Here is a 26,109-nt window from a genome sequence, read left to right as displayed (position 1 = left end):
ACGTTCAGGGCAAGGCGCATTGCCGAAGACAGTACGAATAGTACGGCAAGGCAATGCAACGCCGCCATGGACGTTTTCTCAGGTGTGCTTATACCGAGAAAGACGAACCGCAACCGCAGGTAGAAGTAGCCGTTGGGTTTTTAATCACGAACTGCGCGCCTTCCAGGTCATCCTTGTAATCGATTTCCGCGCCGACCAGGTATTGGTAGCTCATGGAGTCGATCAACAGCTGGACGCCGTTCTTGACCATGGTAGTGTCATCTTCGTTGACGATTTCGTCGAAGGTGAAACCGTACTGGAAGCCGGAACAGCCGCCACCCTGCACGAAAACGCGCAATTTCAGGTCGGGATTACCTTCTTCTTCGATCAACTGCGCGACTTTTTCAGCGGCGCTATCGGTAAAGATAATGGGTGAAGGGATCACATCTTGCATTTCAGCGACGGCATTCATATTGGACACTCCTACTAGAAAACATTAACTCATTATAGACTGTTGCCGCAACTCGCGCTGCGACCGCCATTGAGGCGACTGGACGGTGTTGTTCTTGCTCACATTTCAGACACGGCCAGGTGCAGCACGGGGTCGGCGCTGTCGTGGCGACTGAGCTTGCCTTGCACCAAGGCGCCGCTGTGCATTTCCAGCACCTTGTAGTAGACCTCTCCTACTATGCGGGCTTTGGGCTGGATTTCAAGCATTTCGGACACATACACGGGGCCATTGATTTCGCCGCTGACAACCAGGCTGGAGCAACGCACTTCGCCATCGATGCGCCCCGCCTCGCCCAGCACCACATGCGTGGGCTCGCCCGGTTCACCCGTGACATTGCCGCGCACATGGCCATCGATGCGCAGGCCGCCACAAAACAGCAAGTCGCCTTCGATCCGCGTGGAGGCGCCGATCAAGGTATCGATGGGATTTTTCGCATTGCGCTCGAACATGAACGTCATCCTGTCGGTGTAGGTGGCAGTCCAATTTATCACAGGTCCGGCAAAAAGGCGCCGGACCTGCGCAAGCACAGGCGACTACCGTTACGGCATCACGGCGATGTGTTGCAAACCGGCCGTTTCTTTCAAGCCAAACATCAAGTTCATGCACTGCACGGCCTGGCCGGATGCGCCCTTGACCAGGTTATCCTGCACCACCAGCACGATGACGGTATTGCCGCCCTCGGGACGGTGCAAGGCCAGACGCAGCATGTTCGAGCCGCGCGTGGAACGCGTTTCCGGATGCGAACCGAAAGGCATCACGTCGACGAAAGGCTCGTCCTTGTATTGCGTTTCGAACAAGGCTTGCAGCTCGTCATTGCTGACATCCTTGTTCAGCTGCGCATACAGGGTCGAATGCATGCCACGGATCATCGGCACCAGGTGCGGCGTGAAGGTCAGCGCCACTTTCTCATCCGTAAAACGCTGCAACTGCGCCGTCGTTTCCGGCAGGTGGCGGTGACCGGCCACGCCGTAAGCTTTAAAGCTGTCGCTGCTTTCCGAGAACAGGATGCCGATTTCCGCCTTGCGGCCGGCGCCGGACACGCCCGACTTGCAGTCGGCGATCAAGCCGCCTGCGTTGACCAGGCCAGCCTTGAGCAGCGGGTAAAAACCCAGTTGCATGGTGGTCGGGTAGCAACCAGGGTTGGCGATCAGCTTGGCTTGCTTGATGTCTTCGCGGTTCAGTTCAGGCAAGCCGTACACGGCTTGCTCGATCAGCTCGGGCGCCGTGTGGGGAATCTTGTACCACTGCTCGAACTTGGCCTGGTCTTTCAGGCGGAAGTCGGCGGCCAGGTCGATGACTTTCACGCCGGCGGCCAGCAGGGCTGGCGCTTGCGCCATGGCAACACCATGCGGGGTGGCAAAGAAGACCACGTCGCACTGCTCCAGATTCGCCTTGTCCGGCGAGGAAAACGCCAGGCTCACGTGGCCGCGCAGGGAAGGATACATGTCAGCAACGGGCAAGCCATCTTCCTTGCGCGAGGTAATCGCCGCCAACTCGACATCTGGATGGGTAGCCAGCAAGCGCAGCAATTCCACGCCCGTGTATCCAGTGCCGCCGACGATGCCAACTTTGATCATGTTCTTTCCTTGTGTATAGATTGCATAAAGATGAGGGGAAACACTACCCATAGGGGTTTTCCGCGTATTTTACAGCGCAACGGCGCATCGCGCTGAAATGCAAAAAAGCCGCGGGACCGAAGTCCAGCGGCTTTTCGACCAGCACCTCGGAAGGTGCTGTAGCGTAGAAATTAACGCTTCGAGAATTGCTTTGCGCGACGTGCTTTGCGCAGACCAACTTTTTTACGCTCGACTTCACGTGCATCGCGGGTCACGAAGCCGGCTTTCGCCAGTTCCGGTTTCAACGCTGCATCGTAGTCGATCAGAGCGCGGGTGATGCCGTGACGAACTGCACCAGCCTGGCCGGACTCACCGCCGCCATGGACGTTGACTTTGATGTCGAAACGCTCGACATTGCCGGTCAGTTCCAGTGGTTGACGGATGACCATCAGACCAGTTTCGCGCGAAAAGTATTCGTTTGCTGGTTTGCCGTTAACAACGATCAAGCCTGTGCCAACTTTGATAAAAACCCGAGCCACTGCACTTTTGCGACGGCCGGTTCCATAATTGTAATTACCGATCATGTCAGTTCCTTAGAGAACAAGTGCTTTAGGTTGCTGAGCAGCGTGCGGATGGGAACCTTCCGCGTACACTTTCAGCTTCTTGATCATTGCGTAGCCGAGTGGGCCTTTAGGCAACATGCCCTTGACCGCTTTCTCAAGCGCGCGACCTGGAAAACGCTGTTGCATTTTCTGGAAGTTGGTTTCGTAGATGCCGCCTGGATAGCCAGAGTGACGGTAGTAAATTTTCTCAGTAGCTTTGGTACCGGTCACACGCAGTTTGCCTGCGTTGATGACGACGATAAAGTCGCCGGTATCGACGTGAGGAGTAAATTCTGGTTTGTGTTTGCCGCGCAGTCGGAGTGCCACTTCGCTGGCAACACGTCCGAGGACTTTGTCCGTCGCGTCAACCACGAACCAATCGCGCTGGACTTCATGTCCTTTAGCGGAAAATGTTTTCATGTTGACTTCCTAATAGATTACACGCTCAAATGGTGGTTCCGCGGATATTGCTGTGCGGACTCTGCCTTATTTACTTTTCCTGAGCGAACGGAAAGCCGACAAGTATAAGCGGCTTTGCCTTGCCGCGTCAAGCCACGATGCAGACCGGCTGCGGGCCGGCGGGCGGCACATGGACAGGCATTCCTCTATTACAATACAAAACGCTTACAATTTTCGGAGAGTACGATGGAATGCAAAGTCAGCTGGAATGGCCCGTCGGGCATGAGTTTTCGGGCAGAAACCGGTTCCGGCCACCTGGTGAGCATGGATGGCGCGCCCGATGGCGGCGGCCACAACCTGGCGCCACGCCCCATGGAAATGGTCTTGCTGGGCACGGGCGGCTGCACCGCCTATGACGTGGTGCTGATCCTGAAGCGGGGACGCGAAGACGTCAAAGGCTGCGAGGTGACCCTGAAGGCCGAGCGCGCCGACACCGATCCGAAAGTATTTACCAAGATCCACTTCCACTTCACGGTGCGGGGCAAAGCCCTGAAACCGACGGCCGTGGAACGAGCCGTGGCCTTGTCGCATGACAAATATTGCTCGGCGTCGATCATGCTGGCGAAAACCGCGGAAATCACGCATTCCTTCGAGATCATCGAGGAATAATCGGCACAATTTGCTTGGATGCAGCAGAAAACTGGGGTCTGACCCCAGCTCTTTTCTGCGTCTAAATATAGTAAGCCGTTTTTGTCATCACTTTACCCATCAACCCCATCAGCGCCTTCACGGGTGCCGGGGTATCGATGGCGCCCAGGCGCTGGGCGGCGGCGCCATGCTCCACTTCATCGATGGCCATCTGCTTGACGATGGCGCGCGACTTGGCGTCCTGCTGCGGCAATTCCTGCAAGTGGCTGGCCAGGTGCGCTTCCACCTGGCGCTCCGTTTCCACGACAAACCCCAGGCTGCGGCCGTCGCCCATGCGCGCGGCGATGGTGCCGAGCGCAAAGGAGCCCGCATACCACAGGGGATTGAGCAGACTCAGACGCGAGCCCAGCTCCGTCAGGCGCTGCGCCGTCCAGGCCAGATGATCTTCCTCTTCGCGTCCTGCTTCGTCAAACTGGGCGCGGATGGCCGGGCTGTGCGCATAGCGCGCCTGCGAGTTGTACAGGGCTTGCGCGCACACTTCGCCCACATGGTTGACGCGCATCAAGCCGGCGCTATGGCGCTGCTCGGCCGGGCTCAGTTTCGCATCGGGCGCATGCGCGGCCGGCGTGGGGCGCGAGGCCGCAGCAACGCCCGCGATGACACGCAGGGCCTTGTCGGCGCCAACAATCAAACGATCCAGGGGGTCAAAATGGCGGTTCGCGGTCATCGTGGCTATTCATGTAAGGGAAAACATGAATTATAGGACGATCAGGGCCAGCCGTCCCCACGCAGCGCGCAAGGTGAACGGGGCTTTATTGACTTGTGCGCGCTTTTTCCTGCTCGATCCAGTCCACCACGGGCCCAACGGCGTCCAGGCCGGACAGGCTTTTCGCCACGCCCAGGTTGAGTGAAACCAGGAAAGAGATGCTGTCGACGGGGATGTCCGGGCAATGCTGGGCAAACGCGGCGAGAAAACGCTCGGATTGCAATACGCGCAAGACTTTCTCGCCGCTCATGAATTGCAGCAGGCTGGCAATGCTGTGCCCGCCACCTATCGAGTGATAAATAAAACGGTTGTACTGCGCGTCGATCTGCTTGAAATCGAGCGTTTCCTCCGTCATCAGACCGGCCAGGTAGTACAGCCCCAGGCTGACGCGGAAGAAACCGATGGCTTCGGCACTGGTCATGCCGGCACGGGCCACGGCCAGTACCTTGTCCTGCATCGCCTGATCGATCGTTTGCATTGCACTCTCCCGCGCCGTCCGCCGGCGCCCACCAGGCCAGCTTGCATGAAGATGCTGTTTTTTTCAATAGACCAAACGATATTTCCATGTTGCAAGTTACATTTTTTGCATGCTACTCTCGTTCTTCACCGTTGAATGGATGAAACACATGATAGAGGTCAAACACCTGGCAAAACGTTTCCGCATGCCGCCCCACAAGGGCAAGGTCGTGCACGTCAGCGATCCGCGCGAACACGCGGGCTGGTTCCACGCCGTGCGCGACGTCAGTTTCAGCTGCGCCCCCGGTGAGGTGCTGGGCTTGCTGGGTCCGAATGGCGCCGGCAAGACCACCACCCTGCGCCTGCTGTCGACGGCCTTGCAAGCGGACGCTGGCAGCGCCCTCGTCAACGGCGTCGATGTACTGCGCCAGCCTTTGGCGGCGCGCCAGAGCATCGGCTTCCTGTCCGGCTCGACGGGGCTGTACGGCCGCCTGACGGCGCGCGAGAACGTGGAATACTTTGGCCGCCTGCATGGCATGCCGGCTGACAAGCTGAAACGCCGCTGCGACGAGCTGTTTTCCCTGCTGCAAATGGAGGAGTACGGCGGCAAGCGGGCCGATCAGTTGTCGACGGGCATGAAACAGAAGTGCGCGATCGCCCGCACCGTCGTGCACGAGCCGCAAGTGGTGATCCTCGACGAGCCGACGACGGGCCTGGACGTGATGTCGGCCAAGATCCTGCTCGACTTCATCGCCAGCTACAAGGCGCTGCGCGTGCCGCTGATCTTTTCCACGCACCACCTGCACGAGGTGGAAAAGCTGTGCGACCGCGTCTGCATCATCAACCGCGGCACCACCGCCTTCCATGGTACGGTCCAGGAACTGCGCCACCTGGGCGGTAGCGCGGACTTGTACGATGCCTTTGTCAGCGTCATCAACCAGGGAGCTTGAACCATGTGGACCATTTATTTGAAAGAGTTGCTGGAACTCACGCGCGACCGCAAGACGCTGATCTTCACCATCCTCATCCCCATCTTTGCCATGCCGCTGATCTTTGGCGGCTTCGCCTACGTCTCGAACAATATGTTCAAGAATGCCAAGACGGCGGAAATGCGCTACGCGCTGTTTGGCAAGGACCATTCGCCGGGCTTGAGCGTGCTTTTTGCCCAGCAGCACAACCTGCGCGAAGTAGCGCTTGCCAGCGAGGCCGACATCCGCCGCGCCATCGGCGACGACACCATCAAGTTCGCCGTCGTCATTCCGCCCCAGTTTGAAGAGGCGCTGAAACAACAACAGCAAGCCAAGGTCACCTTGCATTACAACAGCGCCAGCACAGTCGACGTGACCCAGCAGCGGGTGCGCGAGATTGTCGAGGCGTATAACGCCAGCTTGCGCGAAGGGGCGCTGTCGGCCCTGAACCTGAGCCCGGCCCAACTGGCCTTTGCCCTGCACCCCATCGTGCTCGACAAGCAGTCGACGGCCAACGAGCGCGAGCAAATGGGCGCCATCGTCGGCGGCATGCTGCCCTATTTGCTGCTGATGGTGTGCCTGACGGCGGCCATGTATCCGGCCATCGACCTGGGCGCGGGCGAAAAGGAGCGGGGCACCCTGGAAACCCTGCTGCTGGCGCCCGTGCCGCGCAGCGCCATCGTGCTGGCCAAATTCCTCGTGCTGTTTACCGTCGGCATGACCTCGGCCGTGCTGATGGTGGGCAGCATGGGCGCCCTGCTGGCCATCTTCGGCAGCTCGCTCGAGGGCAATATGGCCGTCATGGTGCGCAGCATTGGCTTGCCCGACCTGGCCATGGTGACCCTGATGCTGGTGCCGACGGCCGCCATCTTTGCCTCGCTGCTGCTGTCGATCTCGATCTATGCGAAAAGCTACAAGGAAGCGGCCGGCATGATCACGCCATTGATGCTGTTCGTCATCCTGCCCACGGTGGCGGCCATGCTGCCCGGCGTCGAACTGAACTGGATCTGGGCCATGGTGCCGCTGACCAACGTTTCGCTGGCCATGAAGGAACTGGTCAAGGGCACCATGGATTACCGCATGTTCGGCGTCATCCTGGCCTCGACCACGGTGATCGCCGGCGCCCTGCTGATGCTGTGCCGCTGGTGGTTTAACCGGGAATCGGTCCTGTTCCGTAATTGATTGTCATGCGGCGCGCCAGCGGGGCAAAACAAGCCCCCACAGAAGACCAATACGGGCGCGCCGCCCACCCCGCCCATCTGCACTCTGGCCACGCGAAAATGCCGTGTATCGCATGCAGCTGCCCAGTACGTCTTAAATTCAATACAATGCCAGCATAGAGTAGCCCTGTAGCATCGGGCGGCAACGCATGAGTTAGGAGTTGTATGGAATTGCAGATCCGCAAATTGTCGAAAACCTACGCGAATGGCGTGGTGGCGCTGGATAAGGTATCGCTGACAATACCGCCCGGGATGTTTGGCTTGCTGGGCCCGAATGGCGCCGGCAAGTCGACCCTGATGCGCACCCTGGCCACCTTGCAGGAATGCGATTCCGGCTCCATCTTCTTCGGCGACTACGACGTGCTCGACGACAAGGACGAGATCCGGCGCATGCTGGGCTACCTGCCGCAAGACTTCGGCCTGTACCCGAAAGTGACTGCCTACGAGCTGCTTGACCACTTCGCCACCTTGAAAGGACTGTCGCAGCGGGCGCGCCGGCGCGAGGTCGTCGATGGCCTGTTGCAGCAAACCAATCTGTTCGACGTGCGCCACCAGCGCCTGGGCGGTTTTTCCGGCGGCATGCGCCAGCGCTTCGGCATCGCGCAAGCCCTGCTGGGCGACCCGAAACTGATCATCGTCGACGAGCCGACGGCCGGCCTCGACCCGCAGGAGCGCGTGCGCTTCCATAATCTGCTGTCCGACATAGGCGAAGACAAGACGGTAATCCTGTCGACCCACATCGTCTCCGACGTGGCCGACCTGTGCGCCAACATGGCCATCATCAACAAGGGCCATTTGCTGCTGTGCGGCAAGACCCAGGAACTCATCGACGAGGTCAGCTGCAAGATCTGGGCGCGCTTTGTCGAGAAGAAGGAACTGGCCAGCTTCCAGCAGCGCCACGCCGTCATTTCCACGCGCCTGCTGTCAGGCCGCACCCTGATCCACGTCTACAGCGACGACGACCCGGGCGATGGCTTCGAGGAAGCCATCGGCGACCTGGAAGACCTGTATTTCGCCACCATTGCGGGGCGCCACCGCGTCGCCCCGCAGTGCGACTGAGGGGACGGCCATGTTTGCCATCGCCCGCTTTGAAGCGCGACAGCGGCTCAAGCTGCTGTCCACCTGGGTGTATTTCGCCATGTTTTTGGCGCTGGCCATGCTGTGGATGGCTGCCGCCGGCGGCGTCTTCAAGGAAGCGAGCATCAGTTTCGGCGGCAAGTTCCTGATCAACGCACCGCGCTCGCTGGCCTTTACGTGCAGCCTGCTGGGCTGCTTCGGCGCCGTGGTGGTGGCCGCCATGATGGGCCGCTCGGTGCAGCAGGATTTCGAATACGGCATGCAGCATTTCTTCTTCAGCGCGCCGATCAAAAAATACCAGTATGTATTTGGCCGCTTCCTCGGCGCCTATCTGGTGCTGGCCGTGGTGTTTTCCAGCATCGTGATCGGTGCCTGGCTGGGCGCCTGGCTGCCCGGCATCGATCCGGAACGGCTGGGACCGCAACGCGCGCTGGCCTACCTGATGCCGTATGTGTTTACCCTGCTGCCGAACCTGTTCATCTTCGGCGCCATTTTCTTCGTCATCGCGGCCCTGACGCGGCGCATGCTGCCTGTGTACATCAGCTCGGTGGTCATGCTGATCGGCTACCTGGTGGCCCCGTCGCTGGCGCGCGACCTCGACTACAAGACCCTGGCCGCCCTGATCGACCCCTTCGGTACCACGGCGCTGATACGCCTGACGGAATACTGGCCGAATGCCGAGCGCAACACGCGCCTGGTGACTTTGGAAGGCGTGTACCTGCTGAACCGGGCCATCTGGTCCGGCTTCGCCCTGGTGGCCTTGCTGCTCGGCTACTGGCGCTTCCAGTTTCACGCCACCACGGACGCGGGCACCAGCAAGCGCCGCAGCGAGGGCGACGTCCCGCTACGCCTGTCGAACGCCTCGCTGTCCACGCAGGAAACACCGGACTTCGCGCAGCGCAACCTGGCCGCCCTGCTCGTCAAGATGAGCTGGCTGAACTTGCGCGAAACCATCAAGAACATCTATTTTGTCGTCATCGTGCTGGCCGGCGTGCTGACCATGTATGCGGGCGCGCTGGACATGGGCTCCCTCTATGGCACGAATACCTATCCGGTGACGGAAAAAGTGCTGGACATGGTCAGCGCCTCGTTCGCCCTGTTCATGCTGATCATTACCACCTTTTATGCGGGCGAGCTGGTGTGGCGCGAACGCGAGGCAGGCACCCATCTGATGCTCGACGCCCTGCCCGTGCCGAACTGGCTGCCCTTGCTGTCGAAGCTGTTTGCGCTGGTCGGCCTGCAAGCCTTGCTGAGCCTGGTCATCATGCTGTGCGGCATGTCGATCCAGGTCTTCAAGGGCTATTACCGCCTGGACCCCGGTCTGTACGTGGAATCGCTGTTCCTGTCGCACCTGCCTTCCTATGCGCTGGTCGCCGTACTCGCCATCTTTTTGCAGGTGTTGATCAATCACAAGTACCTGGCGTATTTCGCCATGATTCTGTACCACATCGCCAGCATCAGCTTTTCCTCGCTGGGCCTGGGCGACCCGCTGCTGCTGTACGGCAACACGCCGGACTTCGTGTATTCGGCCATGAACGGCGCCGGCCACTATCTGTTGCGCGAGCGCTGGTACTTGCTGTACTGGAGCGGCGCGGCCGTCATGCTGACGGTGCTGTCGCTGCTGTTCTGGCCGCGCGGCGCGCAGGACAGCTGGCGCATCCGCCTGCGCCTGGCGCGACACGGCCTGACGCAAGGCGTACTGGCCAGCTTTGCCGGCGGCGCCCTGATTTTCCTCGGTGCCGGCGCCGTGCTGTTCTACGTCTTTCATGTGGCCAACGATTACAAGTCCGAATTTGCCCGCGATGCAGACCGCGCCAGTGTCGAGCGCCAGTACCGCAAGTTTGCCGCCACGCCGCAGCCGAGAATCACCGACGTGAAACTCGACGTGGCCATCTACCCGGCGCAGCGCAGCGTCACCATCACGGGCCGCTATCTGCTGCAAAACAAGACCAGCCTGCCGATCAGCCACATTTTTGTGCAGCAAGACCCCACTTCCACCATGCGGCTGCGTTTTGATGCGCGCGTGCATCCCGGCCTCGATGACGGCAAGCTGGGTTTTTACAGCTACCGCCTGGCCGCGCCGCTGGCGCCGGGCGCCACCCTGGGCCTCGATTTCGACGTCCGCTATGCGCCGCGCGGCATCTTCGGCCTGGGCCAGGACACGCCCGTGGTCGCCAACGGCACCTTCTTCACGAATAGCGTGCTGCCGCACATCGGCTACCAGCCACGCCAGGAATTGACGGACCCGCGCGACCGCAAGAAACACGGCTTGCCTGCGCGCGAACGGGCCTTGCCGCGCGACGATGCACGGGGACTGGCCGACAATTACGTCAGCAACGACGCCGACCGCATCAACTTTGACGCCACCGTCAGCACCATCGATGGCCAGACGGCCATCGCGCCGGGCATGCTGGACAACGACTGGATCGCCAAGGGCCGCCATTACTTCCATTACACGATGGAGCAGCCGATCCTGAATTTTTATGCGTTCCAGTCGGCCCGCTACGCCGTCAGGCACGAACGCTGGCAAGACGTGGCCATCGACGTGTATTACCATCCTGGCCATGAATACAACCTTGAGCGTTTCGTGCGCGGCAGCAAGGAAGCGCTCGATTACTACACGAAGAACTTCGGCCCCTACCAGCACAAGGTGCTGCGCATCGTCGAGTTCCCCCGCTACGCCACGTTTGCGCAAGCATTCCCGAACACGATTCCATACTCGGAAGGGCTGGGCTTCATCGCCAGGGTGGACGACAAGAATCCAAAGGACATCGATTATCCGTTCTACGTCACGGCGCATGAAGTGGCGCACCAGTGGTGGGCGCATCAATTGGTGGGCGGCAACACGCGCGGCGCGACCGTGCTCAGCGAAACCCTGGCCGAATATTCGGCCCTGATGGTGATGAAAAAAACCGCAGGACCGGCGAAGATGCGCCGCTTCCTGCGCTATGACCTGAATCAATACCTGATGGGACGCAGCGAAGAGCGCAAGAAGGAATTGCCGCTGGCCGAGAATGAAAACCAGGCCTACATCCACTACCACAAGGGCAGCCTGGCCATGTACTTGCTGCAAGACATCATCGGTGAAGACAAGGTCAACGGCGTGCTGCGCGAGCTGCTCAAGACTCATGGCCAGAAAGGCCCGCCGTATGCCAGCGTGACGGCCCTGGTCCAGGGCTTGCGCCTGGTCACGCCGCCCGAGCAGGCTTACCTGATCGACGACTTGTTCGAGAAAATCGTGCTGTTCGACAACCGCGCCCTGTCGGCCACGGCCACGAAACGCAGCGATGGAAAATACGCCGTCAGCCTCAAGGTACAGGCGAGCAAATTGACGGCCGGCGAACAGGGCGAGGAACACGACGCGCCCCTGCACGATTGGATAGAGATCGGCGTCGACGACGCGAATGGCCATCCGCTGCTGCGCGAACGCCTGCGCATGACGGCGCGCGAAGCGAGCTATACCGTCATCGTCAGCAGCCGGCCCGGCAAGGCGGGCATCGATCCCGACAACAAGCTGATCGACCGCAAGCCTGACGACAATATGGTCACCGTCGATATCGCCGAACCATGACAAAAAAATGGCCACCCCGGGCAGGTGGCCATAGGTGTCAGGCGCTCATCAGCGCCACGGCGGAACGCGTCACCAAGCTCAGGCTGATGCCCATTTCCGTCAAGTGCTGCATGTCAGCCAGGGAGAGGTCGAGCGGCGCATCGAGCGTATCGTCGCCATTCAATTCCAGTTGCAGTTCGGCCACGATGCGCGGCATGCTGAACGTGACGCCGCGCGAGCGGCATTCAGCCAGGTAGCTGCGTATGCGCGAGGGCAACACTTGCGATTTGGCTGCCTGCGCGATCAGCACTTCGAAGCCGGAGTCGAGATGCACGCGACTCGCGCCCTTCGCCTCGCCCTTGCGCCATTGCCGTTCCGGATCGGTGGGCAAGACTTCGAGGATGGATTTGAGCGTGGGGTCGTCCCCATGCACCGACAGCTTCGCCATATTCATATTGCAAGACTTTCTAGTCAGGACGCCGTCAGGACGACGGCGCGATCATCAGACCGACAAGTCTACGCATGGGCGGCAAATATGTCCATACGGCAATATTTAGTATCAAGCTCTAATTTGTGCTGTATCAACAACAGGCGGAACTAGGCTGTTCCGCCTGCGATACACGCTTACAGGGTCACGCCACGCGCCTGCAGGGCGGCCCTCACACCGGCGCCATACGCGGCATCGGCCCGGTCGAAGTGGCTCAGCTGACGCTGCAGGGTTTCCGGCCGCACCTGGCTCAAGGGACCCGCCAGGTTGTCGAACAGGTTCTGCTTCGCCTGGTCGGACATCAGGCGGAACAGATTGCCGGCCTGCGTAAAGTCATCTTCCATGCCGCGCCCGTCGTAGCGCGCCGCGCCGCCATCGAGCGCCAGTGCGCCCTCGCCGTGGCCCAGCCCCTGCGGCGCGCTGCCTGCCGCCGACACGTTCGCATAGTTGGGCGCCGCACCGCCATTGTTGATGGCCATGCCACCGTCGCGCTGCTGGTGATGGAAGGGACAGCGGGCCGCATTCACGGGCAAGTGCTGGTGGTTGGTGCCGACCCGGTACAGTTGGGCGTCGTGGTAGGCGAACAAGCGGCCTTGCAGCATCTTGTCCGGCGAATAGCCCATGCCCGGCACGGCGTTGGCCGGCGAAAACGCCGCCTGTTCGACTTCCGCGTGGTAATTGTCGGGGTTGCGGTTCAGCTCAAAAATACCCACAGGCAGCAGCGGGAAGTCGGCATGCGGCCACACTTTCGTCAGGTCGAACGGGTTCCAGCCCGTGCGCTGTTCCCATGCATCCAATTGCTCCTGCGTCGCCACCTGCAGCTTGACTTCCCACTGCGGGAAATCGCCGCGTTCGATCGCGCCGAACAGGTCGCGCTGGGCGTAGTCGGGATCGGCACCGGCCAGGCGGCCCGCTTCTGCGGCAGGCAAATTCTTGATGCCCTGGCGTGTCTTGAAATGCCATTTCACGTACACGCGCTGGCCATCGGCATTGATCAAGCTATACGTATGGCTGCCGAAGCCATCCATGTGGCGGTAGCCATCCGGCGTGCCGCGGTCCGAGAACAGCATGGTGACCTGGTGCAGGCTTTCTGGCGCATGGCTCCAGAAGTCGAACATCATTTCGGCCGATTTCAGATTGCTTTGCGGATCGCGTTTTTGCGTGTGGATAAAATCGGGAAACTTGATCGGGTCCTTGATGAAGAACATCGGCGTATTGTTGCCGACCAAATCCCAATTGCCTTCTTCCGTATAGAAGCGCACGGCGAAGCCGCGCGGGTCGCGTTCAGTATCGGCACTGCCGCGTTCGCCCCCCACGGTGGAGAAACGGGCGAAGGTCGCCGTCTGCTTGCCCACTTCACTGAACAGCCTGGCCTTGGTGTAAGGCGAGATGTCGTGCGTGACGGTAAAAGTGCCATAGGCGCCAGAGCCTTTTGCGTGCACCACGCGCTCAGGGATACGCTCGCGATTGAAATGCTGGAGTTTTTCGATCAGGTGAAAGTCTTGCAACAGCAAGGGGCCACGGGGGCCGGCGCTGATGGAATTCTGGTTGTCGGCGACGGGAATGCCCGAAGCGGTACTGAGTGGCGGCTGTTGGCTCATGGCTGCTTTTCCTTCGTTGTTGACTGATGGTACTAGTGTAACGAGGTCAACAACAAAGGAAAAGACAATTGATTTTATCGAGTCGATAGATATTTACAATGCGCAACCACGGGCATCGCACACGCCACCCAGCTGTGCCTGCAACTTCGCCGGCTGGCCCAGGAAGCCGCCGATATCGATCACGGACAGCTTGCCGTTGCCATCGTCGAGCACGAACGTGGGAAAGCCCTGCCCGCCCACCTGCGCCAGCAAGGCACGGCTGGCATCGATGTGCTGCTGCGTCGCAACGCCCGCCTGCCGCGCATACCCGGCCTGGAATGCCGCCCCATCCATGTCCAGTTCTTGCGCCAGCGCCAGCAGCACGGGCAGGTCGGCAATGCGCAAGCCGTCCACGTAATGGGCGCGCTGCACGCGCTGCAGCATGTCCAGGCCCTTGCCAGCCAATGCTTGCGCGGCCAGGATGGCCGTGATCGGCGGTTCGGAATCCATCATGGCCGTGGTATCGTTCAGCAAGCCATTCACGTAGGCGTCGCCGAAGGGCTGGCCGGACAATTGCTCGATGCGCCGGTCATGCGGCAGCACATAGCCGCGCCATTCAGGCGTGATCTGGCGGCGATTGCTGCCCGTCATCATGCCGCCGCCGTGAAACGCCACCGCCAGGCCGGGCACGGCGCGCGCCGCCTCGACCAGCGGCGCGGCGCCGTAGCACCAGCCGCACAGCGGGTCGAAAATGTAGTGCAGTGTGGGCATGGCGACCTGCCTGTTGCCGCTTACCATTGCATTTCACCTTTGGCCACCTTGGCGCTCGTCTCCAGGGCGCCATCGAGGCCCAGCTTCGGATAGCGCGTTTTCATGGCTTCGATCAGGGCCGCTGAATTGGCGGCCTTGGCCGTCTCCGCTTCAAACGTCACCAGATAGTCGCGCGTAAAAGCGATGCTGTCCGGCGTCATGCTGGAACCGACCTTGAAGTGGCCGGGCACGACAGTGACAGGTTTCAGGGCGGCGATGCCGTCCAGTGTCTTGAGCCAGTCCTGGCGCGATTGCAGGCTTTGCGTATCGGCCGTCCAGACGTGCAAGTTGCCAAACAGCACCACGCCGCCGACGACGGCCTTGATCGACGGAATCCACACATAGGTGCGCGCTGGCGTCGGGCCGGCGATGTCCAGCGACTGGCCTTCCAGGGTGATGCGCTTGCCCTTCAACGCTTCGGGAATGACGATGCTGTGCGGCGCATTATCTTTCAGGATCGGGCCCCAGTAGGCGACCTTGGCGTCAGCCTTGCGGCGGATTTCCGCGACGGTTGCCGAAGTGGCGACGATTTTCGCCTGCGGGAAAGCAGCCTTGATCACGTCGAGGCCAAAGTAAAAATCGGGATCGCTGTGGCTGATATAGACGGTCGTCAGTTTCTTGCCGCTGGCGCGGATCTTCTCCACCAGCTTTTGCGCTTCCGCGCGCGAAAACTGCGCATCGATCAGCACGGCGTCATGCTTGCCAGCGACCAGCACGGAAGCGACCGGGAAAATAGCCGCTTCGCCCGGATTGAATACTTCCAGGGTCAAGGGGGCGCTGGCGGCGGCCGAGGCGGCGCCGGCGGCAAACAGGGTGGAGACAAGAACGCTGCTGATAGATTTGGAGAACATGATGTGCCTTCACAAAATGATTGGAATGACTGCATCTTACGTTGCTTTATTCGGTAGAAAAACCCGATAAAGCGCAATAGTTTGTTGCTTGATTCGATGCAATCCTTGATGGAATCATCGCTGCCATCAAACGCCGGCAAGCACGCCACGGTGTATTTTTCCAGCGAGGACGTGCGCGAAAGCCACACCACCGGCAAAGGCATGGCGCCGTCGCAAAACATGTCACAGCGTCATGAGGGTGTCACATTGGATTGTTATCTTGCTAGCTCTTTCAAACCTAGCCGGATGAACCACATGACACGCAGAAAAATTTCCGTCGCTGGCTGCAGCGTCGCCATCACCCTGATGCTGGCCGCCTGCGGCAGCGACGCCAAAAAAGAAGACGTGGCGCCCGAAGCACCACCGAAAAACGTCATCTTCTTCCTCGGCGATGGCATGGGCCTGACCACCATGACGGCCGCACGCATCTACTCGGTGGGCGAAGAGGGTGCGCTGACCATGGACACGCTGCCGGAAACGGCCTTCGTCAAAACGTTCTCGAACGACGCGCAAGTGACGGACAGCGCGCCATCGATGGCCGCCTACATGACCGGCGTGAAGATGAACAATGAAGTCATCTCGATGTCGGCCAACACGGTCGCCATCGATCCGGGCACGGATGCGAACGGCAACAAACTGGTCAACAAATGCGGCACCGGCAACGGCACGCCCGCCACCACCTTGCTGGAACTGGCCAAGGCCAAGGGCTTTGCCGCTGGCGTCGTCAGCACGGCGCGCGTGACGCACGCCACGCCGGCCACGACCTATGCGCACATCTGCCACCGCGACCTGGAAAACGATATCGCTGCGGCCCTGGTACCAGGCGGCACGGGTTACAACAGCGCGCTGGGCACCACCGGCCTGGACGTGGTCCTCGGTGGCGGCGCGCAATTCTTCAAACCGTTCAAGGATGGCGGCAAGCGTTCCGACGGCCGCGACCTGCTGGCCGAACTGAAAGCGAAGAGCTACACGGTGGCCAACACGGGCGCCGACTTCAAGGCCGTCGATGCGGCCAAGACGGACCGCCTGTTCGGCGTGTTCACTTCCAGCCACATGAGCTATGACCTGGACCGCGATGCAGCCAAGGAACCTAGCCTGGCGGAAATGACCACCAAGGCCATGGACGTCCTGGCCAAGAACAAGAAGGGTTATTTCCTGATGGTCGAAGGCGGTCGCATCGACCATGCACTGCACGAAACCACGGCCAAGAAAGCGCTGCAAGATACCGTCGCGTTCGATAACGCCATCAAGGCCGCCATCGAGAAAGCCAAGCTGACCGATCCGACCCTGGCCAATACCCTGATCGTCGTCACGGCCGACCATGACCACACCCTGGTGCTGAACGGCTACGCCAAGCGCACGGGCAAGACGGCTGCAGGCAACCCTGGCGTGCTGGGCGTGGTGAAGAACTACGTCACCGGCGCGGTCGAGAAAGACCTGGACGGCGCACCGTATTCGATCATCGGCTTCGGCAATGGCGAAAACCGTACCCAATCGAGTCGCGCTGCCATGGCCAGCCTCGATGAAACCGTCACCAGCGCCAACACCTACCACCAGGAAGCGGTAATCCGCACCACGGCCGGCAATGAAACCCATGGCGGCACCGACGTCTTCCTGGGCGCCATCGGCAAGGGTTCGGAAACCTTCCTGGGCACCATCGACAACACCAAAGTATTCGGCCTGGTCAAGACCGCCGGCGGTCTGTAATCCACAAGAGACAAGAACTGGACAAGCACATGAAACTTGCATCGAAACCCGCCGCACTGAAATCGGCCCTGAAACTCTCCTTGCTGACCACGCTCGTGGCCGCCAGCGTTGCCAGCGCCTACGCCGCCGACGCCAAGAACGTCATCTTCTTCCTCGGCGACGGCATGGGCCCCTCCGTCGTGACGGCGGCGCGCATCTACCAGTACAAGGAAGATGGCAGCCTGACCATGGACACGCTGGAGCGCACGGCGCGCATCAAGACGTTCTCGAACGATGCGCAAACGACGGACAGCGCACCATCGATGGCTGCCTACATGACCGGCGTCAAGATGAACAATGAAGTCATCTCGATGGCGCAGGACACCGTCGCCACGGAACCGGGCCGCGACGCCAACGGCAACCTGGGCGTGGACAACTGCCCGGCCGGCGGCAAGAGCGTGCCGACCATCCTGGAACTGGCGAAAGCCAAGGGCAAGGCCGTGGGTGCCATCACCACCACGGAACTGACCCACGCCACGCCGGCGACGACTTTCTCGCACATCTGCAACCGCAATGCGCAATACGCGATCGCCGCGCAAACGGCGCCAGGCGGCGCGGGCTACAACGCGGCCCTGGGCGATGGCGTCGACGTGCTGATGGGTGGCGGCCGCAACCACTTCACGCCTTGGTCGGCAAGCAACAAGTATGGCCGCGCCGATGGCCGCAACCTGCTGACGGAATTTGCCGCCAAGGGCTACACCGTGGCCGCGACGAAAGATGAAATGGCGGCAGCGCCGAGCGGCAAGAAGTTCATCGGCCTGTACAGCACCCGCAGCCACCTGCAATATGAACTGGACCGCACGGCCACGCCGCCACTGGGCGAAGGCGCGACCCAGCCTAGCCTGTCGGAAATGACGCTGAAAGCCATCGACTTGCTGTCGAAAAATGCGAACGGCTACTTCCTGATGGTCGAAGGCGGCCGCATCGACCACGCCTTGCACGGTATCAACGCCAAGCGCGCGCTGACCGATACCATCGCTTTCGACGACGCCATCAAGGCTGCCATCGGCAAGATCAAGGAAACCGATCCGAAGCTGGAAAATACCCTGATCGTCGTCACGGCCGACCATGACCACACGCTGGCCTTCAACGGTTATGGCAAGCGTGGCAATCCTATCCTCGACATCAATCGCGGCTACAAGGATAACCAGCCAAGCAAGGATGCCGATGGCAATACCTACACCACCCTGGTGTTCGGCAATGGCCCGAATCGCCCTGACCTGCGCAGCAACGTCGACAGTGCCACGGCCCTGAAAGACAACTACCTGCAAGAAACAGGCGTGCGCCTGGCCAGTGAAACCCACGGCGGCGGCGACGTCAAGCTGCTGGCCACGGGCGCCGGCGCCAAGACCTTCAAGGGCACCCTGGACAACACCAAGGTGTTTGACTTGCTGAAGGCGGCCTTCGGCTTCTGATCCACATCAACGCGGTAACCCCACCGGGGCGGACGGCAATGCCCTCCGCCCCTCTGCACGTAAAGGCAACACCATGAAATCGTCCCTGATCGCCATCCTCCTGGCCGCCGGCTTTGCCGCCAGCGCCCAGGCCGCTCCTGCCACGCCTCCCGCGCCCGTCGACCTGGACCTGGGCATCACCTATTACAGCCGCGTGCTGACGCCGGAAGGCGTGACGCGCGAGAGCCGCTACGAAGAAAAGATGCTGCGCCGCCCCGGCCACGTGTGGGTCGAGCGCGTGCTGGCGCCATCGACGGACGCGCATGCTGGCCACAGCCATGGCGAGAACAAGAAGGTCGCGTTGAAAACCTCGACAGCGGCCACGCAGCATGAACACAAACACTTCAATCCCGTGCTGATTCCCCGCCATGTGACGCTGGAAAAAAATACCGTGCGCGTGGAATACATCGACGCACATGACAAGATCGTCGTGTCGATTCCCAAGGCCGAGTACGAAAACGTCAATTTCGACGGTTCCTGGGAAAACAGTTTTTATCTGCTGGACCCGAAGCTGGTGGCCGCCATGCCTTTATCGAAACAGGCATCGAACGTGACGGGCGCACGCTGGCGCGAAGTGGAAAAGAAGGGCGTGTTCCAGCGCATCTTGTGGGATGAGCAAAAGCAGATTCCCTTGATTATCGAAAGCGGCGACCGCGCCAATACCTTCTATCGCCGGGTCGACGTCAAGCTGCAGCCGAGCGTCAGCAAGGCGCAACCGTGGGCCAACCTGCAGAACTACGCACAGCGCGAGTATTCCGACTACCTGGACTAAGCACCAGGCTAGCACCCGGTCACATCGGATGTAAAAAAGCCAGGGAGCGATCCCTGGCTTTTTTCTGCTTGGCGCCGGACTACTCCGCCGCTGCCGCTTTCTTCGCCGGCGCCTTCTTGGCGGCCGGCTTTTTCACGGCCGTCGCCTTCTTGACCGGCGCCTTTTTGACGGCTGCCGCTTTCTTGACGGCCGTTTTCTTCGCCGGCGCCGCGCCCTCTTCTCCTTCGACCTCGGTCGCTGCCGCCTTCGTCTTGGCTACCGTCTTGGCGCCCGGCTTGGCCTTGCGCTCTTCAAACTCGAAGCTCACCTTGCCATCCTTGCCGCGCACGAGGAAGGCCTTGAACGGGCGACGGGTACGCTGCGAAACAAAGCCCGGCAACAAGTCCGTCTTGCCATCGTTGAGCAGTTTCGCCATTTGTTCCGGCAAGATTTCCTGCTGCAAGATGATGCGTCCGCTGCGGAAATCGCAGGTCTTCGGCTTGGCCACGCTGTGCTCGCACACATAGGCCAGGCCCATTTCATACACGCCGGCGTTGCACTTGGGGCAAGGGCCGACGGGCGTCTGGCCCGTGAAGTCGACGCCTTCGCCATCTTCGCTCTCGTCGTTCTGGCCGAAATCGAATTCCAGCTTGGAATTCTTGATCTCTTCATCGCGCACGATGCGCAAGATGGCGGCGAACGGACGCCCCATCTTCGAGCGGAAGCCTTGCAGCGGGCCGATGGTGCGCTCCTTCAGCAATTGCTCCACTTCGGCGATTTCGAACTGGCGCGAACCCGGCGTCTTGCTCATCGAGAATTCGCACTTGGTGCAGGCGAAACGGCGATAGTTTTCCTTCACCACGCCGCCACAATTCGGGCATGGCGTTGCCAGGGTGGCGTAGTCGCCGGGAATCGTGTCGTTGTCGTATTCCTTGGCGCGCTTGACGATGATTTGCGTCATCTGCGCAATTTCACGCATGAATTCTTCGCGCGAAATCTTGCCTTTTTCCATCTGCGACAGCTTGTATTCCCACTCGCCCGTCAACTCTGGCGCCGTCAATTCATTGACGCCCAGGCCCTTGAGCAAAGTCATCAGCTGCGACGCCTTGGCCGTCGGAATCAATTCGCGGCCTTCGCGGATCAAATAGCGCTCCGTCAGCAAGCCCTCGATGGTGGCCGCGCGTGTGGCTGGCGTGCCGAGGCCCTTGCCGGCCATCGCATCGCGCAGCTCGTCGTCGTCGATCAGCTTGCCAGCGCCTTCCATGGCCGACAGCAAGGTCGCCTCCGTGAAGCGCGCAGGCGGCTTGGTGACCAGGCCGTTGGCGTTGACGCTTTCCGTCTGCACGTTCTCGCCCTTGGCGACTGGCACCAGGTTGCCGTTGCCATTGCTTTCCTTGTCGGCGTCCGTCGACGCTTCCTTGCCGTAGATGGCCAGCCAGCCCGGATTGGTCATGACCTTGCCTTCAGTCTTGAACTGATGGCCGGACACTTCCGTGTAGCGCGTGGTGACCTGGAATTCCGCAGGCGGGAAGAACACGGCCATGAAGCGGCGCGTGACGAGGTCGTACAACTTCTGTTCCGGCTCGGACAGGTTTTTCGGCGCGATCGTCGTCGGGATGATCGCGAAGTGATCCGAGATCTTGGTATTGTCGAAGATGCGCTTGTTCGGCTTGACCCAGCCCTTGTCGATGATCTGCTTGGCAAACTGGTGGTAGTTGCTGTTGTCCTTGACCGTTTCCAGCGCCTGCAGCACGGTCGGCATGTAGTCTTCCGGCAAGTGGCGCGAATCGGTACGCGGATACGTCAGCACCTTGTGCTTTTCGTACAGCGCCTGGGCCAGGCCCAGGGTGTTCTTGGCCGAGAAGCCGAAACGCGAGTTTGCTTCGCGCTGCAAGCTGGTCAGGTCGAACAGGCCAGGCGCCATCGAGGTGGTCGGCTTCGATTCTTCCGTGACGATGCCTTGACGGCCGCGGCAGGCGGTGGCGATCGAGTCGGCAGCCGTCTTGCTCCACAGGCGCTCGGCGCGCTTCTCGGGATCGTTCTCGTCCTTCTTGAACTTCGTGTCGAGCCAGCGGCCTTCATAGATACCGGCCGCGCAGACGAATTCGGCGCGCACTTCCCAGAAGTCGCGCGGCACGAATTTCTTGATCTTGTCTTCGCGTTCGACCACGATGGACAAAGTTGGCGTTTGCACGCGGCCGACGGTGGTCAAATAAAAACCGCCCTCTTTCGAATTAAAGGCCGTCATGGCACGCGTGCCATTGATACCGATCAACCAATCGGCTTCCGAGCGGCAGCGGGCCGCATCCGCCAGCGGCAGCATTTCTTCGTCGCTGCGCAGGTGCGAGAAACCGTCGCGGATGGCGCCCGGCGTCATCGACTGCAGCCACAGGCGCTTGACCGGTTGCTTGGCTTTCGCGTTTTGCGCGATGAGGCGGAAAATCAGCTCGCCTTCGCGCCCCGCATCGCATGCGTTAATGAGGGTGCTTACATCTTTACGTTTGATCAGCTTGTTTAATACTTTGAGGCGCGCTTCCGTCTTGGCGATCGGGTTCAGCGCGAAATACGGTGGAATCATCGGCAAGTGCGCGAAACTCCATTTGCCGCGCTTCACGTCGAATTCTTCCGGTACGGCAATCTCCAGCAAGTGGCCAACCGCCGACGACAGGACGTATTCATCCGATTCAAAGTACTCATCGTGCTTGGTGAAGCCGCCAAGCGTCTTCGCGATATCGTTCGCGACAGAAGGCTTCTCGGCGATGATGAGGGTTTTTGTCATATTTTTTAGTCTCGAAAAATGCTCTAGGATAGTTTCAGCATGCGCATCATACAGTGCATTGCCAGGCGCCGACGCTTTTGTCTGCGCAAGGCCTGGTGACTTGTGGTCTTGTCAAGCGGCCAATGATAAGCGCCTATTGAAGAATTCGGCAAGTTATCTGCAAGCAAGAATGCGCAGGCGCAAACACATTGGGCTAGCGTGCGCGCGGGTGCAGTACATATTAAAGGGGATGGCGCGGCAGCGGCGCCAGGATCGGGCCAACGGCTGCAGTGGCAGCCAGCCAGCGCTCTATATTAGTGTAGCAGGCGGGGAGGCAGGTCTTCATCGTCGACAAATAAGTCGTCGAACATCAGGGCATCCGGTTCCTTGCCCTGGCTCCACAGCAGCATCAGCACGATGACTTTCAGCTTGCCCAGCGAAACGGGGGCCTCGTCGAGCGCCAGCGCCCGTTCGATGACGATTTCGCGCTGCAGCGGCGAGAGCACCTTGGCGCTTTCCAGGAACTGGATGAAACCGATGGCGGCCGCGCCCAGCACCTCGCTTTCCTGCTGCACGTAGAAGCGCGTGCCCGTGGAACTGGCCGTCAGAATTTGCTCGACGCCGGCCATGGCGTTCAAATCCGTCAGCCAGACGAGCGCTTCGGAAATCTCCACGTCGTCGAAACCGACGGCCGACAGTTTGCGCGCCAGGACTGCCGGCTCGGGGCAGGCATCGGGGCGATAGTAAGTCTCGTAGAGGTACACCAGGATATCGAACATGGCTCTACTCTATCAGCTAAGTTCGCTGCGACACAAGGGTGTGCACGGACAAAGCGCCCCCGTGCGGCAAGGCCGCCACACAAGTGACAAGCTGTCATTTGCAGCGTTGAAACAGTCCTCCCGGCAAGCGCCCCACCCGGCCCGCCAGCTCCAGCGCCAGCAATTCGCCCATCAGCGTGCCCATGGCCAGGCCGCTGCGCGCGGCCAGGGTATCGGCATCGAGAGGATCGTGGCCCAGCGCGGCCAGCAGCGGCGTCTCGTCTTCCACCACGGGCGGCAGCATGGGCGCGCCACCCAGCCATTGCAGCTCCTGCAGCACGTCGTCGGCCGACTCGACCAGCTTGGCGCCCTGCTTGATGAGCGCATGGCAACCCTTGGCCAAGGTCGAATGGATGGAGCCGGGCAAGGCATACACGTCGCGCCCCTGCTCGCCGGCCAGGCGCGCCGTGATCAGGGAACCCGATTGCGCGGCCGCCTCGATCACCAGCACGCCGCGCGCCAGGCCGCTGATCAAGCGGTTGCGACGTGGAAAGTTACCGGGCATGGCCGGCAAGCCCAGCGCATACTCGCTGACGATGCAGCCTTGCTCGGCGATTCTTTGCGCCAGCGCAAGGTTGCGGCGTGGATACACCAGATCGGCGCCCGTGCCGATCACGGCGATGGTGGCGCCCGCGCCGCGCAAGCCGCCCTCGTGCGCGTGCGTGTCGATGCCCAGCGCCAGCCCGGAAATGATGCTCAAGCCCGCCATGCTGAGCGCTTGTGCGAAAGCGGCCGCATTCTGCATGCCTTGCGCACTGGCATTGCGGCTGCCGATGATGGCCAGGCCGGGACGCGACAGCAGTTCCGCCCGCCCCCGCACATATAACAAGAGCGGCGGATCGGCGATTTCCAGTAGCAGGGGCGGATATGCGGCATCGGCCAGGGTCAGCACGGCATTGCCGGGCCGCTGCAGCCACTGCAGGGTAAGGTCCAGCTGGCTGTTGGCCAGCGGCTTGGGCGGCTGCATAATGGCGCGCGCCACGCTGGCCGACACCACTTCGCGCAAGGCCTCGAACGGCGTGGCGAAAATGTGCGGCGGCAAGCCGAAGCGGGCCAGCAAGGCGCGCGCCGCCACCGGCCCTACGCCGGGCAAATGCTGCAGGCGCAGCCAGCCTGCCAGTTCCGTCGCCGTGTCTGCCGTCGTGGTAATTGCATGCATGACAACCTCACTGTGTACTGTGCCATCCCATGTTAGGCGCGATGGCGCGCAGGCGATACCGACGCGCGCAAGGAAGCATGCAATGGCCGTGCAAAACGGCCCGTCACGCACAGGAACATGGGCGTCTGTGATAAAATTTCCCTTTGCATCAGACTAATCGACGCACTGGCAAACGCATCTGCCGCGCCGTTGCGCCATAGGTGCCCAAGCGTAGCGTACCCAACATAAAATAGCCCTGCCATCGTCCGCATGGCCCAGGCATGAATAATCAGGCGCACCGGCGCCCACCTTAACCAGTCGAATCCGTATGTCCATATTAAATATCCTGCGTTACCCCGATCCGCGCCTGCACACGATCGCCAAGCCTGTCACCGAATTTGACGCGCGCCTGCAAACCCTGATCGACGACATGGCCGAAACCATGTACGAGGCCCCAGGCGTCGGCCTGGCCGCGTCGCAAGTGGACGAGCATATCCAGATGATGGTGATCGACACCACCGAAGAGAAAAACCAGCTGCAAGTGTTCATCAACCCGGAAATCACCTGGGCCAGCGAAGAAAAGCAGGTCTACGATGAAGGCTGCTTGTCCGTGCCTGGCGTCTACGATGGCGTCGAGCGTCCGGCCCGCATCAAGGTGCGCTCCCTGGACCGCCATGGCAAGCAGTTCGAGCTGGAAGCCGATGGCTTGCTGGCCGTCTGCATCCAGCATGAGATGGATCATCTGCTGGGCAAGGTATTCGTCGAATACCTGTCGCCACTCAAACGCAACCGTATCAAGACCAAGATGATCAAGGAAGTCCGTGGTCTCGAGCGCGAAGCGAGCTTGCGCGCGCAAAATCGCCGTTTCTAAGCACACCATATCAGCTGCTTTTCAAAACTGCTGATAGACTGACCGTCACACCATGCCAGCCTGGCGCCTCCGGCGCAGGCCTGCGCACCTCACGTCAAGGAAGCATATGAAAGTGATCTTCGCAGGCACGCCTGAATTCGCCGCCACGGCCCTGAAAGACTTGCACGAAGCGGGCTTCGAGATTGCGCTGGTACTGACCCAGCCCGACCGCCCGGCCGGACGCGGCATGCAGATGCACGCCTCGGCCGTCAAGCAATATGCACTGCAGCACGGCATCGAGGTGCTGCAGCCCTTGTCGCTGCGCATGGACAGCAAGGACCCGCAGCGCGCCGCCGAGGCAACAGCGGCCCACGAACGCCTGCTGGCAACGGACTACGACGTGATGGTGGTGGCGGCCTACGGCTTGATTTTGCCGCGCAGCACGCTCGACCTCAAACCCTGCATCAATATCCACGGTTCATTGCTGCCGCGCTGGCGTGGCGCAGCGCCCATCCACCGCGCCATCGAAGCCGGTGACGATGAAACAGGCGTGACCATCATGCAGATGGAAGAAGGCCTCGATACGGGCCCCATGCTGGCCATCGAGCGCACGCCCATCGAAGCGGGCGATTCCACCGCCACCCTGCACGACAAGCTGGCCACCCTGGGTGGCAAGATGATCGTCGAGACACTACGCAAGATGCAGCAGCAGCCGCTCGAAGCCGTGCCTCAGCCGGAAGCGGGCGTCAGCTACGCGGCAAAGATCGCCAAGGAAGAAGCGGCGCTCGATTTCAGCCTGCCGGCGCTGGAACTGGGCCTCAAAATCCGCGCCTTCAATCCGTTTCCCGGCGCCTGTGGCCAGGTTGATGGCACCACCATCAAGATCTGGGCCGCCGAGGTACTCGAAGCGGACAGCAAGGAAGCGCCGGGCCAGGTGCTGGCGGCCGACGCCCAGCACGGCATCGTGGTGGCCTGCGGCGATGGTTCCCTGCGCCTGACGGAACTGCAAAAACCGGGCGGCAAGCGCCTTCCTGCAGCCGAATTCATCAAGGGATTCCCCCTTGAAGGCAAGCGCTTCGTTTAATTCTCACTCCC

Annotated in this window: 24 protein-coding genes; 10 read left to right on the top strand and 14 right to left on the bottom strand. The window is 60.9% G+C overall.

Going from position 1 to position 26,109, the window contains the following annotated elements; translation table 11 throughout:
• Positions 1-88 precede the first annotated feature (88 nt).
• The 5 genes from erpA to rplM all read right to left on the bottom strand — a co-directional run bounded on the left by erpA (position 89) and on the right by rplM (position 3,068).
• On the bottom strand, positions 89-451 hold the full coding sequence (gene erpA, locus K0F85_RS13235; protein WP_029496047.1) for an iron-sulfur cluster insertion protein ErpA: 363 nt from the start codon (positions 449-451) through the stop codon (positions 89-91).
• A gap of 98 nt (positions 452-549) precedes the next feature.
• Positions 550-939 (bottom strand): polymer-forming cytoskeletal protein, encoded by a 390-nt coding sequence (locus tag K0F85_RS13230; protein ID WP_071079490.1) that lies wholly within the window; start codon positions 937-939, stop codon positions 550-552.
• 90 nt (positions 940-1,029) lie between these two features.
• Positions 1,030-2,067, bottom strand: coding sequence for an N-acetyl-gamma-glutamyl-phosphate reductase (argC, locus tag K0F85_RS13225; RefSeq protein WP_219116476.1), 1,038 nt, complete (start codon positions 2,065-2,067; stop codon positions 1,030-1,032).
• 170 nt (positions 2,068-2,237) lie between these two features.
• The gene (rpsI, locus tag K0F85_RS13220; protein ID WP_010393285.1) at positions 2,238-2,630 is read right to left on the bottom strand and encodes a 30S ribosomal protein S9; all 393 of its coding nucleotides are present in this window, start codon (positions 2,628-2,630) and stop codon (positions 2,238-2,240) included.
• 9 nt (positions 2,631-2,639) lie between these two features.
• Complete coding sequence (gene rplM, locus K0F85_RS13215) at positions 2,640-3,068, bottom strand: 50S ribosomal protein L13 (protein WP_010393282.1); 429 nt, start codon at positions 3,066-3,068, stop codon at positions 2,640-2,642.
• Between the two features lie 225 nt (positions 3,069-3,293).
• Between rplM and K0F85_RS13210 the strand changes: the two genes are divergently transcribed.
• On the top strand, positions 3,294-3,716 hold the full coding sequence (locus tag K0F85_RS13210; RefSeq protein ID WP_219116475.1) for an OsmC family protein: 423 nt from the start codon (positions 3,294-3,296) through the stop codon (positions 3,714-3,716).
• Positions 3,717-3,777: 61 nt separating this feature from the next.
• Here the strand turns inward: K0F85_RS13210 and coq7 are convergent, their stop codons facing one another.
• Both coq7 and K0F85_RS13200 read right to left on the bottom strand, forming a co-directional pair.
• Positions 3,778-4,422, bottom strand: a complete 645-nt coding sequence (coq7, locus tag K0F85_RS13205; RefSeq protein ID WP_219116474.1) for a 2-polyprenyl-3-methyl-6-methoxy-1,4-benzoquinone monooxygenase — start codon at positions 4,420-4,422, stop codon at positions 3,778-3,780.
• 85 nt (positions 4,423-4,507) lie between these two features.
• Positions 4,508-4,939 carry a hypothetical protein gene (locus tag K0F85_RS13200; protein ID WP_219116473.1) on the bottom strand — a complete coding sequence of 144 codons (432 nt, stop codon included), beginning with the start codon at positions 4,937-4,939 and terminating at the stop codon, positions 4,508-4,510.
• Positions 4,940-5,087: 148 nt separating this feature from the next.
• On the opposite strand from K0F85_RS13200, the gene K0F85_RS13195 reads away from it, so the two are divergent.
• The 4 genes from K0F85_RS13195 to K0F85_RS13180 all read left to right on the top strand — a co-directional run bounded on the left by K0F85_RS13195 (position 5,088) and on the right by K0F85_RS13180 (position 11,753).
• Positions 5,088-5,867 (top strand): ATP-binding cassette domain-containing protein, encoded by a 780-nt coding sequence (locus K0F85_RS13195; RefSeq protein ID WP_219116472.1) that lies wholly within the window; start codon positions 5,088-5,090, stop codon positions 5,865-5,867.
• A gap of 3 nt (positions 5,868-5,870) precedes the next feature.
• Positions 5,871-7,067: an ABC transporter permease gene (locus K0F85_RS13190; RefSeq protein WP_219116471.1), complete on the top strand. Its 1,197-nt coding sequence runs from the start codon at positions 5,871-5,873 to the stop codon at positions 7,065-7,067.
• 203 nt (positions 7,068-7,270) lie between these two features.
• Complete coding sequence (locus tag K0F85_RS13185; protein ID WP_219116470.1) at positions 7,271-8,164, top strand: ABC transporter ATP-binding protein; 894 nt, start codon at positions 7,271-7,273, stop codon at positions 8,162-8,164.
• Positions 8,165-8,174: 10 nt separating this feature from the next.
• A complete protein-coding gene (locus K0F85_RS13180) occupies positions 8,175-11,753 on the top strand; it encodes a M1 family aminopeptidase (RefSeq protein ID WP_219116469.1) in 3,579 nt (1,192 codons plus the stop codon).
• Between the two features lie 37 nt (positions 11,754-11,790).
• On the opposite strand, the gene K0F85_RS13175 is transcribed toward K0F85_RS13180, so the two are convergent.
• The 4 genes from K0F85_RS13175 to K0F85_RS13160 form a co-directional block, all read right to left on the bottom strand.
• Positions 11,791-12,186, bottom strand: coding sequence for a hypothetical protein (locus tag K0F85_RS13175; protein WP_219116468.1), 396 nt, complete (start codon positions 12,184-12,186; stop codon positions 11,791-11,793).
• Positions 12,187-12,356: 170 nt separating this feature from the next.
• Complete coding sequence (locus K0F85_RS13170; RefSeq protein WP_219116467.1) at positions 12,357-13,820, bottom strand: catalase; 1,464 nt, start codon at positions 13,818-13,820, stop codon at positions 12,357-12,359.
• A 93-nt stretch (positions 13,821-13,913) separates the two neighbouring features.
• Positions 13,914-14,570, bottom strand: a complete 657-nt coding sequence (locus K0F85_RS13165) for a DsbA family protein (RefSeq protein WP_219116466.1) — start codon at positions 14,568-14,570, stop codon at positions 13,914-13,916.
• Positions 14,571-14,590: 20 nt separating this feature from the next.
• The gene (locus K0F85_RS13160; RefSeq protein ID WP_219116465.1) at positions 14,591-15,460 is read right to left on the bottom strand and encodes an MBL fold metallo-hydrolase; all 870 of its coding nucleotides are present in this window, start codon (positions 15,458-15,460) and stop codon (positions 14,591-14,593) included.
• A 294-nt stretch (positions 15,461-15,754) separates the two neighbouring features.
• On the opposite strand from K0F85_RS13160, the gene K0F85_RS13155 reads away from it, so the two are divergent.
• The 3 genes from K0F85_RS13155 to K0F85_RS13145 all read left to right on the top strand — a co-directional run bounded on the left by K0F85_RS13155 (position 15,755) and on the right by K0F85_RS13145 (position 19,471).
• On the top strand, positions 15,755-17,206 hold the full coding sequence (locus K0F85_RS13155) for an alkaline phosphatase (RefSeq protein ID WP_219116464.1): 1,452 nt from the start codon (positions 15,755-15,757) through the stop codon (positions 17,204-17,206).
• 29 nt (positions 17,207-17,235) lie between these two features.
• Positions 17,236-18,660 (top strand): alkaline phosphatase, encoded by a 1,425-nt coding sequence (locus K0F85_RS13150; RefSeq protein WP_219116463.1) that lies wholly within the window; start codon positions 17,236-17,238, stop codon positions 18,658-18,660.
• 73 nt (positions 18,661-18,733) lie between these two features.
• The gene (locus tag K0F85_RS13145) at positions 18,734-19,471 is read left to right on the top strand and encodes a hypothetical protein (protein ID WP_219116462.1); all 738 of its coding nucleotides are present in this window, start codon (positions 18,734-18,736) and stop codon (positions 19,469-19,471) included.
• Between the two features lie 79 nt (positions 19,472-19,550).
• Here K0F85_RS13145 and K0F85_RS13140 read toward each other — a convergent pair whose 3' ends face one another.
• The 3 genes from K0F85_RS13140 to dprA all read right to left on the bottom strand — a co-directional run bounded on the left by K0F85_RS13140 (position 19,551) and on the right by dprA (position 24,185).
• The gene (locus tag K0F85_RS13140; RefSeq protein ID WP_219116461.1) at positions 19,551-22,229 is read right to left on the bottom strand and encodes a DNA topoisomerase III; all 2,679 of its coding nucleotides are present in this window, start codon (positions 22,227-22,229) and stop codon (positions 19,551-19,553) included.
• Between the two features lie 293 nt (positions 22,230-22,522).
• Positions 22,523-22,987 (bottom strand): DUF494 family protein, encoded by a 465-nt coding sequence (locus K0F85_RS13135; RefSeq protein WP_219116460.1) that lies wholly within the window; start codon positions 22,985-22,987, stop codon positions 22,523-22,525.
• Positions 22,988-23,081: 94 nt separating this feature from the next.
• Positions 23,082-24,185, bottom strand: a complete 1,104-nt coding sequence (dprA, locus tag K0F85_RS13130; protein WP_219116459.1) for a DNA-processing protein DprA — start codon at positions 24,183-24,185, stop codon at positions 23,082-23,084.
• 307 nt (positions 24,186-24,492) lie between these two features.
• Between dprA and def the strand changes: the two genes are divergently transcribed.
• Positions 24,493-25,035, top strand: a complete 543-nt coding sequence (gene def / locus K0F85_RS13125) for a peptide deformylase (protein ID WP_219116458.1) — start codon at positions 24,493-24,495, stop codon at positions 25,033-25,035.
• 106 nt (positions 25,036-25,141) lie between these two features.
• A complete protein-coding gene (gene fmt, locus K0F85_RS13120; protein ID WP_219116457.1) occupies positions 25,142-26,098 on the top strand; it encodes a methionyl-tRNA formyltransferase in 957 nt (318 codons plus the stop codon).
• Positions 26,099-26,109 lie beyond the last annotated feature (11 nt).

Origin of the sequence: Janthinobacterium sp. UMAB-56 (assembly GCF_900095265.1) — a bacterium.
GTDB lineage: Bacteria > Pseudomonadota > Gammaproteobacteria > Burkholderiales > Burkholderiaceae_D > Janthinobacterium.
Note: the sequence above shows the minus strand (reverse complement) of the source record. Positions and strands in the feature narration are given on the sequence as shown.